The organism is Cellulosimicrobium sp. ES-005 (assembly GCF_040448685.1).
Lineage (GTDB): Bacteria > Actinomycetota > Actinomycetes > Actinomycetales > Cellulomonadaceae > Cellulosimicrobium > Cellulosimicrobium cellulans_G.
The window spans coordinates 1,309,043-1,323,711 of sequence record NZ_CP159290.1; the positions used below are offsets into that span (position 1 = coordinate 1,309,043).

Below are 14,669 nucleotides of genomic sequence, written 5' to 3' on the forward strand. Positions count from 1 at the left end.
CCGCCCGGCGGCACGGATGCCGGGCCTCCCGCCTCACGAGGGCCCCGCCCGGCGTCCTGGGAGACGGACCAGAGGGGCGGGCGCTGCGGCGTCCGCGACACGACGAACGGCAGGAAGAGGCACCATGACCTCGGCGACGACCCCCGTGACCGGCCCCCGCGAGGCCCGGGTCTTCCACGTCTACGACACGACCCTGCGCGACGGCGCGCAGCAGGAGGGCATGAACCTCTCCGTCGCCGACAAGCTCGCCATCGCCCCGCTGCTCGACGAGCTCGGCGTCGGGTTCATCGAGGGCGGCTGGCCGGGCGCGGTGCCCAAGGACACGGAGTTCTTCCGCCGCGCGGCCAAGGAGCTCGACCTGCGCCACGCCGTGCTCGCGGCGTTCGGCTCGACCCGCAAGGCCGGGCTGCGCGCGTGGGACGACCCGCAGGTCCGGGCGCTCGTCGACTCCGAGGCGCCCGTCGTGACGCTCGTCGCCAAGTCGGACGTGCGGCACGTCGAGCGTGCGCTGCGCACGACGCCCGAGGAGGGGCTCGCCATGATCACCGACACGGTGTCGTTCCTCGTGGGCGAGGGCCGGCGGGTCGTCGTCGACGCGGAGCACTTCTTCGACGGCTACCGGCACGACCCGGCGTTCACGCGCTCCGCCGTGCAGGCCGCGTTCGAGGCCGGGGCCGAGGTCGTCGCCCTGTGCGACACCAACGGCGGGATGCTGCCGACCTGGGTCGTCGAGATCGTCGAGGAGCTGCGCGACGCCGTCGGGCTCCCGCACGGGCGCGACGCGCTCCCGGGCGACGCGCTGCTCGGCATGCACGCGCACAACGACTCGGGGTGCGCCGTCGCGAACACGCTCGCGGCCGTCGAGGCTGGCGCGGCCCACGTCCAGGGGACGGTCAACGGGTACGGGGAGCGCACGGGCAACGTCGACCTGCTGACGGTCGTCGCGAACCTCGAGCTCAAGCACGGGCTGCGGACCCTGACCGGAGAGGGGCTCGAGGAGTCCACGCGCATCTCGCACGCGATCAGCGAGATCACCAACATCTCCCCGTACGCGCGCCAGCCGTACGTCGGCGCGAGCGCGTTCGCGCACAAGGCGGGGCTGCACGCGAGCGCGATCAAGGTCGACCCGGACCTCTACCAGCACATCGACCCGACGGCGGTCGGCAACGACATCCGCATGCTCGTCTCCGACATGGCCGGTCGCGCGTCGATCGAGCTCAAGGGCCGCGAGCTCGGCTTCGACCTGTCGGGCCAGGGCGAGCTCCTCACGCGCGTGACCAACCGCGTGAAGGACGACGAGGCGAACGGCTACACCTACGAGGCCGCGGACGCGTCGTTCGAGCTGCTGCTCCGCGAGGAGATCACGGGCGAGCGCCCCCCGTACTTCCGCGTCGAGAGCTGGCGCACGATCGTCGAGCGGGCCGGGTCGCGCGGCACCGAGGCCACGGCGGAGGCGACCGTCAAGCTCCACGCCGGGGGCGAGCGCATCGTCACGACCGGCGAGGGGAACGGGCCCGTCAACGCGCTCGACCACGCGCTCCGGCTCGCGCTCGGCCGCGTCTACCCCGAGATCGACGTGTTCGAGCTCATCGACTTCAAGGTCCGCATCCTCGACACCGAGCAGGGGACCGACGCGATCACGCGCGTCCTCATCGAGACGACCGACGGCTCGACCTCGTGGTCGACGGTCGGCGTCGGGCCGAACCTCATCGAGGCCGCCTGGGAGGCGCTGACCGACTCCGCGATCTACGGGCTGGTCCACGCGGGCGTCGACCCGCGCTGAGCCGTCACCGGACCCCCGTGACCGACGTCTCCCGTCGAGCCGGGGCCCCGCGGGCTTAGGGTGGACGGGTGCGTGGTGAGTACAAGGTTCCCGGTGGCAAGCTCGTGGCGGTCGACGTCGAGGTGGAGGCCGGGCGGCTCGCCCGCGTCGCGGTGAGCGGCGACTTCTTCCTCGAGCCGGACGACGCGCTCGAGGACATCGACGGCGCGCTCACGGGCATGCCGGAGACGGCGACGGTCGCGCAGCTCGCGAGCGCCGTCCAGGGCGCTCTCGGCGAGGACGTCACGATGATCGGCTTCTCGCCGGAGGCGGTCGCCATCGCCGTCCGGCGAGCCCTCGGGCACGCGACGGGCTGGGGCGACCACACCTTCGAGATCGTGCACGAGGGCCCGGAGGAGCCGGCGATGCACCTCGCGCTCGACCAGGTGCTCACCGAGGAGCTCGACGCCGGCCGCCGCGGCCCGACGCTGCGGATCTGGGAGTGGGCGTCGCCCGCGGTGATCATCGGGTCGTTCCAGTCGCTGCGCAACGAGGTGGACCCGGAGGGCGCCGAGCGCCACGGCGTGACGGTCGTGCGCCGCATCTCCGGCGGGGGCGCGATGTTCGTCGAGCCGGGGAACACCATCACCTACTCGCTCTACGTGCCCGGGTCGCTCGTCGAGGGCCTGAGCTTCGAGCGCTCCTACGCGTTCCTCGACGACTGGGTGCTCGGCGCGCTCGCGGACGTCGGTGTCGAGGCGACGTACAAGCCGCTCAACGACATCGCCTCGCCCGCAGGCAAGATCGCGGGCGCGGCGCAGAAGCGCCTGCGCGGGGGAGCGGTGCTCCACCACGTGACGATGGCGTACGACATCGACGCCGACAAGATGACCGAGGTGCTGCGCATCGGCCGCGAGAAGCTCTCCGACAAGGGCACGACGAGCGCGAACAAGCGCGTCGACCCGGTGCGCTCGCAGACGGGCATGGCGCGCGAGGACGTCATCGAGGCGTTCAAGCGGCACTTCCGGTCGCGCTACCGGACGGTCGAGGGCAAGGTCACGCCCGAGGAGCGCGAGCGCGCCCAGGAGCTCGTGCGGACGAAGTTCTCGACGCCGGAGTGGACCGCGCGCGTCCCGTGACGCCGTCACCCGCGAGGTAGAGCTGCCGGTCGCGAGGTAGAGCTCCCGGGCTTCTACGTCGCGACCGCGAGCTCTATCTCGGCGTGGGTCGCGGGCCGAAGACGGCGGTGCCGACGCGGACGATCGTCGCGCCTTCCGCGACGGCGAGCTCGAGGTCGCCGCTCATGCCCATCGAGAGTTCGCGCGCCTCCGCGGTGCCCGGGGCGCCCGAGCGCGCGACGGCGTCGCGCACCTCGCGCAGGCGCGCGAAACCCGCGCGCACCAGCGTCTCGTCCGGGGCCTTCGCGCCGATCGTCATGAAGCCTCGCAGGCGCAGCCCGTCGAGCGCCGCGACGGCGGTCGCGAGGGCGGGGGCGTCGTCGGGCCGGACGCCCGACTTGGACTCCTCGCCGGAGACGTTGACCTGGACCAGGACGTCGAGCACGCGGCCGTCGCGCGCACAGCGCGCCGCGAGCGCCTCGGCGAGCGCGAGGGAGTCCACGCTCTCGACGCCCGTGGCGGTCGCGAGCAGCTGGTTGACCTTGTTGCGCTGCAGGTGGCCGATCATGTGGACCTCGACACGCCCCGCGGCCACGAGGTCGGCGAGGTCGGGGGCCTTCGCGACGAGCTCCTGGACGCGGTTCTCGCCGATCAGGTCCGCGCCGGCCTCGACGACCGCGCGCACGGCGTCCGCCGGCTGCGTCTTGGTCGCCACGAGCAGCCGCACGTCCGACGGCGCACGCCCGGCCGCGCGGGCGGCGTCGTCGACCCTGCTCCGCACCCGGGCGAGGTTCTGCGCGATCTGCGCGGGCAGCACGGACGACGGGTCGGGGAGGGGCATGCGGTCAGTCTAGGCCGGGCGGGTCGCCCGAGACCCGGGTCGTCTCAGGGTGGTCCCGGATCCGCACCGGCGCCCTGATCGGCGAGAATGGTGCGCGAAAGGACGGTGCCGTGAAGACACTGCTCAACATCATCTGGCTCGTGTTCGCCGGGCTGTGGCTCGCCCTGGGCTACGTCCTGGCCGGCATCATCTGCTGCATCCTCATCGTGACGATCCCGTTCGGCATCGCGTCGTTCCGCATCGCCGGGTACGCGCTGTGGCCGTTCGGCCGCACGGTCGTGGACAAGCCGACCGCGGGCGCGTGGTCGACGATCGGCAACGTCATCTGGGTGGTCGTGGCCGGGATCTGGCTCGCGATCGGTCACGTCGTCACCGCGATCCCGCTGTTCGTGTCGATCATCGGCATCCCGCTCGGGATCGCGAACCTCAAGATGATCCCCGTCTCGCTCCTGCCGCTCGGCAAGGACATCGTCCCGACCGACGCCCCGTACACCGCCTACCAGCGCTGACGGACCGCGAGGTAGAGCCCCCGGTACCGCGAGGTAGAGGCCTGGTCATGACCAGGCCTCTACCTCGGCAGACCAGGCCTCTACCTCGGCAGACCAGGCCTCTACCTCGGCCGACGGGGGCTCTACCTCGCGATCGGGGCCGTGGTGCCCGCCGTGAGGCGCAGGAGGTCCGACGGCGCGAGGCCGACGTCGAGACCGCGGCGGCCACCCGAGACGTAGACGGCGTCGAACGCGAGCGCGGTGTCGTCGAGGAACGTGCGGTGGCGCTGCTTCTGGCCCAGGGGCGAGATGCCGCCGACGACGTAGCCCGTCGCGCGCTCGGCCGCGGCGGGCTCGGCCATGCTCGCCTTCTTGCCGCCCGCCGCCTTGGCGAGGGCCTTGAGGTCGAGCTGACGGTCGACGGGCACGATCCCCACGACGAGCGCGGCGCCGTCGACGACCGCGAGCAGGGTCTTGAACACCTGCTCCGCGGGCACCCCGATCGCCGAGGCCGCCTCGAGCCCGTAGGACAGGTCGCTCGACGGGTCGTGCTCGTACGGGTGCAGCGTGTGGGCGACGCCCTCGCGCTCGAGGAGCGCGACCGCGGGCGTGCCGGCGTGCGCGGACGACTTCGACTTCTTGGCCACGGGCCGATTCTGCCGCAGCGCCGCGCTACACGTTGACGTCGAGCAGCGACCCGATCGCGTAGGTCACGCCCATCGCGACCGCGCCGCCGACGACGGTCCGGACCGTCGCGCGCCGGGTCGGCGCGTTCCCGAGGCGCGCGGAGCCCCAGCCCGTGAGCACGAGCGCGAGCACGACGGCGACGAACGTGAGCGGGATGCGGATGGTCGCCGGGGCGAGGAGGATCGCCGCGAGCGGCAGCAGGCCGCCCACCGTGAACGACACGATGGACGCGACCGCGGCCTCCCACGGGCTGGTGAGCTCGTCGGGGTCGATGTGCAGCTCGGCGTCGGCGTGCGCGGCGAGCGGGTCGCGCTCGGTGAGCTGGACCGCGACCTGGCGCGCGAGGTCGGGTGTGAGCCCTTTCGCCTCGTAGATCCCCGCGAGCTCCGCGAGCTCGGCGTCCGGCATCTCGGCGAGCTCGCGGCGCTCGGTCGCGAGCAGGGCCTTCTCGGTGTCGCGCTGCGTGCTCACGGAGACGTACTCGCCCGCCGCCATGGACAGCGCTCCCGCGAGGAGCGCCGCCCCGCCCGCCGTCGCGATGACGGGGATCGACGTGCTCGTCGCCGCGACGCCGACGACGACGCCCGCCGTCGACACGATGCCGTCGTTCGCGCCCAGGACCCCGGCGCGCAGCCGGTTGAGGCGTGACCCGGTGCTCTCCGGGTGGTGGGGCTCGCCGGGGTGCACGCCCGTGCGCGGTGCGTCGCTCATGGGTTCACCGTAGGGGCCTGCGCGCGCGCCGCGACCGGGAGCGGGGAGCGCGGCGTCGGCGTAGCGTCGGGACGTGGCGACGCGCGGCACGACGCGCCCCGGGGCGACCGGGGCCGTCGTCGTGCGCCCGGCCAGCACGGTGACGTGGGACGAGCTCGCGACCGTGTTCGGCGAGCGCGGCTATCCCGCGACGTGCTGGTGCCAGCGCCAGGTGCTCGGCGACCGCGTCTGGTACCGGACGCCGCCCGAGGAGCGGGCCCGGCTCCTGCACGAGCAGACGAGCTGCGACGACCCGGGAGCGCCGACCACGAGCGGCCTCGTCGCGTTCCTCGACGGCGAGCCCGCGGGCTGGGTCGCGGTCGGACCGCGCCCGACCTACCGGCGCCTGCGGGGGAGCCCGGTCCCGTGGTCGGGGCGTGCGGCGGGCGACGCGCAGGACAAGGACGACGCGGGCGTGTGGGCCGTCGCGTGCTTCGTGGTGCGCGCGGGCTTCCGCGGGCTGGGGCTGACGTACGACCTCGCGCGGGCCGCCGTCGGGTACGCGCGCGAGCACGGCGCGACGGCGGTCGAGGGGTACCCGATCCTCGACCCGGCCGGCGCACCGATCACCTGGGGGGAGAACTCGGTCGGCAGCGTCCAGGCGTTCCGTGCGGCGGGTCTGGTGGAGGTGGCGCGCCCGACGACGCGACGCCGGGTCATGCGCCTCGACCTGCGTCCCGCGGACGGGTGAGGCGGCGCGGCCCGGCGAAAAGGGTGCGACCGGCGCCCGCGTCGTGGTGTCTGATCGACCTGTGACGATCGAGACGCGCACCCCCGGGGTCGACGAGCTGGGCGAGGTCGTCGACGTGCTCCGCTCGTGGCAGGACGACGCCGCGCCGCTGCAGCTCCATCCCGGCGACGTGGGCTGGTACTGGCGGTTCGGCGCTCCGGCGACCGCCGCCGCGCTGCGGACGTGGCGCCGCGAGGGACGGGTGGTCGCCGTCGGGCTGCTCGACGGCCTCGACCTGCTCCGCCTGGGGATCGCGCCGGACCTGCAGCGCGACGACGAGCTCGCGCGCCGCCTCGCCGACGACGCCGCCCGACCCGAGCGGGGCGTGCTGGGGCCGGGCGGAGCGTCGGTCGAGGCACCGGTAGGTGCCCTCGTGGACGAGCACCTGGCCGCGGCGGGCTGGCGCGTCGACGAGCGGTGGGCGCTCCTGCGCCGCGACCTGGCCACGCCGGTGGAGGACTCGGGGGTCCGGGCGCGCGAGGTCGGGCCGTCGGAGGCCGCCGCGTGGGCCGAGGCGCTGCGCTCGTCGTTCGGCGGGACGCGGGCCGCGCCGGAGCGCTGGCACGCCCTGGCGACCGGGCTCCCGTACGCCGACGCGCGGTGTCTCCTCGTGCACGACGGCGCGGCGGTCCCCGACGACCCGGCCCGCGCCGGTCACGAGCCCGCGGCAGCGGTGATCGCGGTGTGGTCCGCCGGCCCGGGGCGTCCCGGGCTGATCGAGCCGATGGGCGTGCACGCCGATCATCGTCGTCGGGGCCTGGGCCGGGCAGTCACCCTCGCCGGCCTGGCGGCGCTCCGCGCGCTGGGCGCGTCGAGCGCGCTCGTCGCGACGCCGGCGTCCAACGTCGGGGGCGTCGCCACGTACGTCGCCGCGGGGTTCGTCCACCTGCCGGAGCGGTTCGACCGGCGGCGCGAGGCCGTCTGACCGCACCGCTCGCCGGGGGTGAGACCGTCGGCGCAGGTCACGTCCCGTCCCCTACGCTGCTCGGCGTGACGCAGGGGAACTCCACGACCGACCGACCGACCACGCGCGCGGAGCGCTACGAGCACGGGCAGGCGGTGTTCGGAGCCGTCAACGAGACGGCGCCCGCCGCGATCGCCGAGGCGCTCGCGGGCGTCTCGCCCGAGCTCGAGCACCAGATCTCGGCCTGGGCGTACGGCGAGATCTACGCGCGGCCGCACCTGGAGCCGCGCGACCGGCAGCTCGTCACCCTCGGGATGCTCAGCGCCCTCGGTGGCTGCGAGCCGCAGCTCGAGATCCACGTCCGCACCGCGCTCGACGTCGGGCTGACGCCGCAGGAGATCGTCGAGGCGCTCCTGCAGGCCGCCGTCTACTGCGGGTTCCCGCGGGCGCTCAACGCGACGGCCGTGGCCAAGCAGGTCTTCGCCGAGCGCGGGCTGCTCCCCGTCGACTGAGCGGCCGGGCCCGGCGGCGCCCCGACCCGCGGCGCGCGGCCGGTGCACCCGGCCCGCGACGCCCGGCTGGTGGTGGTACCCGACCCCGTGCCGCCCGGCCGCGGCGCTCGTCGCGGCACCGGTCTACAGCGGCCCGACGGCCAGCACGGTCACGACCGGCTCGCCCGCCTCGTCGCTCGCCGCGAGGTCGACGCTCGCCGTGATCGCCCAGTCGTGGTCGCCCGCCGGGTCGTCGAGCACTTGCCGCACGAGCCACGTGCCCGCGGGGACGACGCCGCCCGGGGCGTGCTCCGCCGTCGGGCCCTCGTGGCCGGCCGGCAGCTCTGCGCCCGCCTCGACGACGCGGAACAGCGCCGCGGAGCGGGCCCCGGGCCCGATGCCGATCGCGTCGTCGCCCTGGTCCTCGAAGAGCGGGTCGAGCGCGTCGCCCCACGCGTCCGCGTCCCAGCCCGCGCCGCCGTCGAGCGCGCCGAGCGCGCGGTAGTCCTCGCGGGACGCGAGCTCGACGCGGCGGAAAAGCGCGTTGCGCACGAGGCGCCGGAACGAGCGCGGGTTGCCCGTGACCGGCCGGGTCGGCGCCTCGGCGCCCGCCCCGGAGAGCGGGCCGTCGCCCACCTCGGTGTCCGCGTCGTCGTCGACCGGGTGGGCGAGGCGCTCCCACTCGTCGAGCAGCGACGAGTCGACGCCGCGCACCAGCTCGCCGAGCCACTCGACGATCTCCTGGACCTCCTCGGTGCGGTGCTCCTCGGGGACCACCTGGCGCAGGGCGCGGTAGGCGTCCGCGAGGTAGCGCAGCACGACGCCCTCGGTGCGCTCGAGCCCGTAGACGGACACGAACTCCGCGAACGTCATGGCGCGCTCGACCATGTCGCGGACCACGGACTTGGGGGAGAGCTCGGCGTCCGCGACCCACGGGTTGGACCGCTTGTACATGGCGAACGCGGGCGCCAGCAGCTCCTCGAGCGGCTGGGGCCAGGTGATCTCCTCGAGCAGCGCCATGCGCTCCTCGTACTCGTACCCCTCGGCCTTCATCGCGGCGACGGCCTCGCCCTTGGCGGCGTTCTGCTGGGCGTAGAGGACCTGGCGCGGGTCGTCGAGCGTCGCCTCGATGACGGAGACGACGTCGAGCGCGTGGGTCGCGCCCTCGACGTCGAGCAGGTCCAGGGCCGCGAGCGCGAACGGCGACAGCGGCTGGTTGAGCGCGAACTCGCGCGGCAGGTCGCCGACGAGGCGCACGCTCGGGCGGTAGCCCGCGGGGCGCGACGGGTCGGGCACGCGCACGCGCTCGACGATCCCCGCGACCCGCAGCGAGCGGTAGATGCGGAACGTCTGGCGCACGTGCTCGCGGCGCTGGGTGTCGGTGTCGTGGTTCGCGAGGAGCAGGTGCCGCATGGCCTCGACCGGGTCGCGGCGCGGGTCGGACGCGTCGACGTGCCCGCCGCGGCCGTGCTGGGCGGTGCGCGCGAGGACGTTGAGGACCATCGCGTGCGTGACCGTGAAGTGGCTGGTCAGGGGCTCGGGCTCGGCGTCGCGCAGGCGCTCGAACGTCGCGTCGGTCCAGTTGACCGAGCCCTGCGGCGCCTTCTTGCGGACGATCTTCTTGAGCTTCTTGGGGTCGTCGCCGGCCTTGGCGAGCATCTTGCGGTTCTCGATGACGTGGTCGGGCGCCATGACGAGCACCTCGCCCACGGTGTCGTACCCGGCGCGGCCGGCGCGCCCCGCGATCTGGTGGAACTCGCGCGCCGTGAGGTGGCGCATGCGCTCGCCGTCGAACTTCACGAGGCTCGTGAGCAGGACCGTGCGGATGGGCACGTTGATGCCGACCCCGAGCGTGTCCGTGCCGCACACGACCTTGAGCAGCCCGGCCTGCGTGAGGCGCTCGACGACGCGCCGGTACTTGGGCAGCATGCCCGCGTGGTGCACGCCGACGCCGTGCCGCAGGAACTTGCTCAGCGTCTTGCCGAACCCGGTGCCGAAGCGGAAGTCGCCGAGCTCGGCCGCGATCGCCTCCTTCTCGGACTTCGTCGCGACGTTCATGGACAGCAGCGACTGCGCGCGCTCGACCGCGTCCTTCTGCGTGAAGTGCACGACGTACACGGGCGCGCGGCGCGTGCTGACGAGCTCCTCGATGACCTCGGTCAGCGGCTCGACGACGTAGCTGAAGTGCAGCGGGACCGGCCGCTGGGCCGTGGTCACCTCGGCGACGGGCCGGCCGGTGCGCTCCTCGAGCTCCTCGACGAACCGGGTCGTGTCGCCGAGCGTCGCGGACATGAGCAGGAACTGGGTGTTCGGCAGCTCGAGCAGCGGCACCTGCCACGCCCAGCCGCGCTGCGGGTCGGCGTAGAAGTGGAACTCGTCCATGACGACCTGGGAGATCGCGTCCTCGTCGACAGGTCCGGCGGCGACACCGTCACCGCCGCCGCGGCGCAGCGCGATGTTCGCGAGGATCTCCGCCGTGCAGCAGATGATCGGCGCGTCGGGGTTCACGGCGGAGTCGCCCGTCGTCATGCCGACGTTCTTGGACCCGAACGCCGCGACGAGCGCGAAGAACTTCTCGCTGACGAGCGCCTTGAGCGGCGCGGTGTAGTACGTGCGGCCGCCGCGGCCCGAGCGGTGCGCGGCGAGCGCCGCGAACTGCGCGCCCATCGCGACGAGCGACTTCCCCGAGCCGGTGGGCGTCGAGAGGATGACGTGCGAGCCGGTGACCAGCTCGATGAGCGCCTCGCTCTGGTGCGGGTACAGCTCGAGGCCCTGCTCGGTCGCCCACGTGGTGAACCCCTCGTAGAGCGCGTCCGGGTCGGGGGCCTTGCCCGTCGGTGCGGGCACGTGCGCGAGGAGAGCCGGGGTGCGGCCGGTCGTGGTGGTCACGGGACGAGTCTGTCAGGTGCGGAGCGCCGGGGTCGTCGGCAGCCCGGTCGCGCCGGTCCCGGGGCCGACGCGGACCGGGCGGTGCCGAACCCGGGGTCGTTCCCCGGTTCGCCGTCGAACTGGGGAACGACCCCGGGTTCGGCAGGACGGGTGGATCGACCCACGGGGGTTGATAGCGCTGTCAGCGTGTGCGAGGGTATGGCGCGGGACCGGCGTCGAGGCCGGTCCCGGCCTCCGAGTCATCGACGACCACCGACCCCACGCCGCCGTGGGACCAAGGGGAGCACCGCATGCGGGCAGACAGCGCTGTCGACACCGATCGCGAACCATTCCCGGGACGTACCGGACCGTCACGTTCTCGCCCGCGGCGTCGCGGCGCGCGTCGGCGTCGCGCGGGCGCGGTCGTCGCCCTGACCACCGCGACGAGCCTCGCGCTCCCGCTGTCCGCGTCCGCGTCGCCGGGGCTCGCATCGCCCACGACCATCACCGGGACGGAGGCAGCGACGAGGTCCGACGCCGCCGCTGCCGCCGTCGACGGCCCGCTGGTCGACTACGTCAACCCGTTCATCGGGACCAAGGACGACGGCAACACCTACCCGGGCGCCGCCGTCCCCTTCGGCATGGTGCAGCTCTCTCCGGACAACGGGCACAACGTCGGGTACGACTACGACCGCACGTCGGTCCGCGGGTTCTCGCTCGTGCACCTCTCCGGCGTCGGCTGCGGCCTCGGCGGTCCCCTCCCGACACTGCCGACGACGGGCGCGATCACCTCGACCGACTACGGCCAGTACGCGCTCGGCTTCTCGCACGACGACGAGGAGGCCTCGCCCGGGTACTACCGCGTGGGTCTCCAGGCGGCAGCCGGCACGATCGAGGCCGAGCTCACCGCGACCGCGCGCACGGGCGTCCAGCGGTACACCTTCCCCGCGACGACGCAGGCCAACGTCCTGCTCAACGCGGGCCAGGCGCTCAACCGGGTCACGGAGTCCGACGTGCGCGTCGTCGACGACCGCACGGTCGAGACACGCATCACCGTCCGCGGCTTCTGCCAGGACACCGAGCCGCAGACGATCTGGACCCGCACGACCTTCGACCGCCCCTTCGTCGCGCACGGCACGTGGGACGGCTCGACCGTCACCGCGGGCTCGGACGCCGCGTCCGGCGGCGAGGGCCGTCGCGGCGCGTACGTCACGTTCGACACGACCGGCGGCGACCTCGACGTCGAGGCCGTCACCGCGATGAGCTACGTGGGCGCCGACGGCGCCGCGGCGAACCTCGCGGCGGAGGCCGGCACCTTCGACGCCGTGCACGACGCCGCGCGCTCGGCCTGGGAGGAGCGGCTCGGCCTGGTGCGGGTCGCGCAGGGCGACCCGGACGACCTGCGCACCTTCTACTCCTCGCTCTACCGCAGCTTCCTCGCGCCGAACGTCGGCTCCGACGTCGACGGGCGCTACCGCGGCTGGGACCAGGAGGTCCACGCCGCGGAACCGGACTTCACCTACTACCAGAACTACTCGCTCTGGGACACGTACCGCACCCAGCAGCAGCTCCTGTACCTGCTCGCGCCCGACGAGTCGGCCGACATGGCGCTCTCGCTCGTGCGCCAGGGCCAGCAGGGCGGGTGGCTCCCGCGCTGGGGGTACGGCACGGTCGAGACGAACATCATGACCGGCGACCCGGCGACGCCGTTCCTCGTCAGCGCCTGGCACCAGGGCCTGCTCGCGGGCCACGAGGAGGAGGCGTACGCCGTCCTGCAGCAGAACGCCGACGGCGTCCCTCCCGCCGACTCGCCCTTCAACGGGCGCGCGGCGAACGTCGAGTACCTGCGCGACGGGTTCGTCCCGCACGAGCCCGCGCGCTCGGGCAAGCCCGGCGACTACGACCTCCAGCACGGCGCCTCGGCGACCATGGAGTACGCCCTCGCCGACGCCATGCTCTCGACGATGGCCCGCGGCCTCGGCCACGACGAGGACGCCGACCGCTACGCCGCCCGCGGCCAGGGATACCGCAACGTGTTCGACCCGCGCACGGGCAACTTCCGGGCGCGCAACGCCGACGGCTTCTTCGTGGGTGATGCGGACCCCGCGCACTCCGACGGGTTCCACGAGGGGACGGCGGTGCAGTACCAGTGGCTCGTGCCCCAGGACGTCCCCGGCCTGTTCGACCTCATGGGCGGCACCGACGCCGCAGTCGACCGCCTGGACGCGTTCTTCGCGTACGACGAGCTGGTCGCCGACCCCGCGCGCGTCGCGAGCGAGGTGTGGGTCAACGGCACGTACGACTACTACGGCTGGGAGACCTACAACCCGAACAACGAGCCGAACCTCCACGCGCCGTACGTCTACCTGTGGACGGGCCAGCCGTGGAAGACGACGGACGTCGTGCGCGCCGCGGCGACGCTCTTCACCGACGGCCCGGACGGCGTCACGGGCAACGACGACCTCGGCACGATGTCCGCGTGGCACGTGCTGTCGTCGATCGGCGTGTACCCGATCGTGCCGGGCACCGACCTCTGGGGCCTCACGACCCCGCTGTTCGACGACGTGACGATCACGCTCGACCCGGAGGTCTTCGGTCGCGATGCGCTGCACCTCACGGCCGACGGCGTCGCGCCCGACGCGCACTACACGCAGTCCGTGTCGCTCGGCGGCGAGCCGCTGGACCGCGCCTGGGTCACGGGCGACGAGCTCACCGCGGCGGGCACGCTCGACGTGACCGTCGGCACCGCGCCGTCCGCGTGGGCGACCGACCCCGCGGTCTCGCCGGGCGCCGTCGTGCCCGCGGACGGCACGGTCGAGCGACTGTTCGTCGGCGCGACGCCGCGGCAGCCCGTCGTCGCCCCGGGCGGGCGGACCGAGGTCGCGGTCCAGGTCGTCGCGCAGGGCGCGGGGACGACGAGCGGCACGCTCGAGGTGACGTCCGACGGCGCGGTGACCGCGACGACCGACCTGGCGGACTGGACCGCCGAGTCCGACGGCCTGCCGGCCACGGTCGAGGGCACGGTGACGATCGACGCGCCCGCCGACGCCGAGCCGGGGACCCACACGGTGCGGCTCGTCGTGCGCGACGCTGCGGGGATCGAGGCGGTCCGCGAGGTCTCGGTCGTCGTGTCCGGGGAGTCGTGGATCGCCGACGCCTTCGACAACGTCGGCATCGGCGACCCCGGCGCGGCCAACGCGAACCTCGACGGCTCGGGCGCGTACCTCCTGCGCGACCTGCTCGCGGACCTCGGCGTGGTCCAGGGCCTCGAGCTGACCGTCCCGGGCACCGACCTGACGTACCTGCTCGGCGCCCCGCCCGCGGGCGAGCCCGACAACGTCGCGGCGGACGGCCAGGTGCTCGAGGTGCCCGAGGCGCAGCGCGCCACGCGCACGCTCTCGGTCGTCGGGACGGCGACGCACGGCACCCAGCGCGGCGACCTTGTCCTCGGGTTCGCGGACGGGACGAGCCAGACCGTCCAGGTCGCCCTGAGCGACTGGTGCACGGGCTCGCCCGAGCCGGGCAACATCCTCGTCGCCAAGCCGGGCGCACGGGGCAACGGGACCGGGACGGACGCGTTCGGCTGCGGGCTCTACGCGACGGCGCCCGTCGCCGTGCCCGACGGCAAGGTGCTCACGAGCCTCACCCTGCCGCGCAACACGCGGTTCCACGTGTTCGCGGTCGCGACCGACGCGACGGGGGCCGTCCCCGCGCCGCAGGTCGAGGTCACGGCGCAGGCGCGCTGCCTCGGCGGCAAGGCGTTCGTCGCGGTGCGCGCGCTCAACACCGGCGAGCAGCCCGTCGCGGTCGAGCTCGCGACCCCGTACGGCTCGAAGCTCTTCGGCGTCGTCGCGCCCGGGTCGAACGCGTACCAGTCGTTCGCCACCCGGGCCGCCGCCGTCGAGGCGGGCGACGTCACGGTCACCGTGACGACGCCCGACGGCGAGCCCCAGCAGGTCACGGCCGCGTACGACGCCGTGTCCTGCTCCTGACCGACGGCGGTGCGGGGCCGGCAGGACCGGGCCCGCAC

11 protein-coding genes are annotated in these 14,669 nt (G+C 74.2%); 7 read left to right on the forward strand and 4 right to left on the reverse strand.

Features of this window, described 5'->3' with window-relative positions; translation table 11 throughout:
- Nucleotides 1-124: 124 nt before the first annotated feature.
- Both cimA and ABRQ22_RS05525 read left to right on the forward strand, forming a co-directional pair.
- A complete protein-coding gene (gene cimA / locus ABRQ22_RS05520; RefSeq protein WP_353708838.1) occupies nucleotides 125-1,783 on the forward strand; it encodes a citramalate synthase in 1,659 nt (552 codons plus the stop codon).
- Nucleotides 1,784-1,851: 68 nt separating this feature from the next.
- Nucleotides 1,852-2,901 carry a biotin/lipoate A/B protein ligase family protein gene (locus ABRQ22_RS05525; protein WP_353708839.1) on the forward strand — a complete coding sequence of 350 codons (1,050 nt, stop codon included), beginning with the start codon at nucleotides 1,852-1,854 and terminating at the stop codon, nucleotides 2,899-2,901.
- A gap of 73 nt (nucleotides 2,902-2,974) precedes the next feature.
- Here the strand turns inward: ABRQ22_RS05525 and ABRQ22_RS05530 are convergent, their stop codons facing one another.
- Nucleotides 2,975-3,721 (reverse strand): YggS family pyridoxal phosphate-dependent enzyme, encoded by a 747-nt coding sequence (locus ABRQ22_RS05530; RefSeq protein ID WP_353708840.1) that lies wholly within the window; start codon nucleotides 3,719-3,721, stop codon nucleotides 2,975-2,977.
- 110 nt (nucleotides 3,722-3,831) lie between these two features.
- Here ABRQ22_RS05530 and ABRQ22_RS05535 point away from each other — a divergent pair, with 110 nt between their 5' ends.
- On the forward strand, nucleotides 3,832-4,230 hold the full coding sequence (locus ABRQ22_RS05535) for a YccF domain-containing protein (RefSeq protein WP_047232538.1): 399 nt from the start codon (nucleotides 3,832-3,834) through the stop codon (nucleotides 4,228-4,230).
- 122 nt (nucleotides 4,231-4,352) lie between these two features.
- On the opposite strand, the gene ybaK is transcribed toward ABRQ22_RS05535, so the two are convergent.
- Both ybaK and ABRQ22_RS05545 read right to left on the reverse strand, forming a co-directional pair.
- Nucleotides 4,353-4,856 (reverse strand): Cys-tRNA(Pro) deacylase, encoded by a 504-nt coding sequence (gene ybaK, locus ABRQ22_RS05540; RefSeq protein WP_353708841.1) that lies wholly within the window; start codon nucleotides 4,854-4,856, stop codon nucleotides 4,353-4,355.
- Nucleotides 4,857-4,881: 25 nt separating this feature from the next.
- Nucleotides 4,882-5,607 carry a VIT family protein gene (locus ABRQ22_RS05545; protein WP_353708842.1) on the reverse strand — a complete coding sequence of 242 codons (726 nt, stop codon included), beginning with the start codon at nucleotides 5,605-5,607 and terminating at the stop codon, nucleotides 4,882-4,884.
- 73 nt (nucleotides 5,608-5,680) lie between these two features.
- Here ABRQ22_RS05545 and ABRQ22_RS05550 point away from each other — a divergent pair, with 73 nt between their 5' ends.
- The 3 genes from ABRQ22_RS05550 (at nucleotide 5,681) to ABRQ22_RS05560 (ending at nucleotide 7,792) form a co-directional block, all read left to right on the forward strand.
- On the forward strand, nucleotides 5,681-6,337 hold the full coding sequence (locus ABRQ22_RS05550) for a GNAT family N-acetyltransferase (RefSeq protein ID WP_353708843.1): 657 nt from the start codon (nucleotides 5,681-5,683) through the stop codon (nucleotides 6,335-6,337).
- Between the two features lie 61 nt (nucleotides 6,338-6,398).
- The gene (locus tag ABRQ22_RS05555; RefSeq protein WP_353708844.1) at nucleotides 6,399-7,301 is read left to right on the forward strand and encodes a GNAT family N-acetyltransferase; all 903 of its coding nucleotides are present in this window, start codon (nucleotides 6,399-6,401) and stop codon (nucleotides 7,299-7,301) included.
- A 65-nt stretch (nucleotides 7,302-7,366) separates the two neighbouring features.
- Nucleotides 7,367-7,792: a carboxymuconolactone decarboxylase family protein gene (locus ABRQ22_RS05560; protein ID WP_253050572.1), complete on the forward strand. Its 426-nt coding sequence runs from the start codon at nucleotides 7,367-7,369 to the stop codon at nucleotides 7,790-7,792.
- Between the two features lie 123 nt (nucleotides 7,793-7,915).
- Here ABRQ22_RS05560 and ABRQ22_RS05565 read toward each other — a convergent pair whose 3' ends face one another.
- Nucleotides 7,916-10,660 carry a DUF3516 domain-containing protein gene (locus ABRQ22_RS05565; protein ID WP_353708845.1) on the reverse strand — a complete coding sequence of 915 codons (2,745 nt, stop codon included), beginning with the start codon at nucleotides 10,658-10,660 and terminating at the stop codon, nucleotides 7,916-7,918.
- Nucleotides 10,661-10,950: 290 nt separating this feature from the next.
- Here ABRQ22_RS05565 and ABRQ22_RS05570 point away from each other — a divergent pair, with 290 nt between their 5' ends.
- Complete coding sequence (locus tag ABRQ22_RS05570) at nucleotides 10,951-14,631, forward strand: GH92 family glycosyl hydrolase (protein WP_353708846.1); 3,681 nt, start codon at nucleotides 10,951-10,953, stop codon at nucleotides 14,629-14,631.
- Nucleotides 14,632-14,669: the final 38 nt, after the last annotated feature.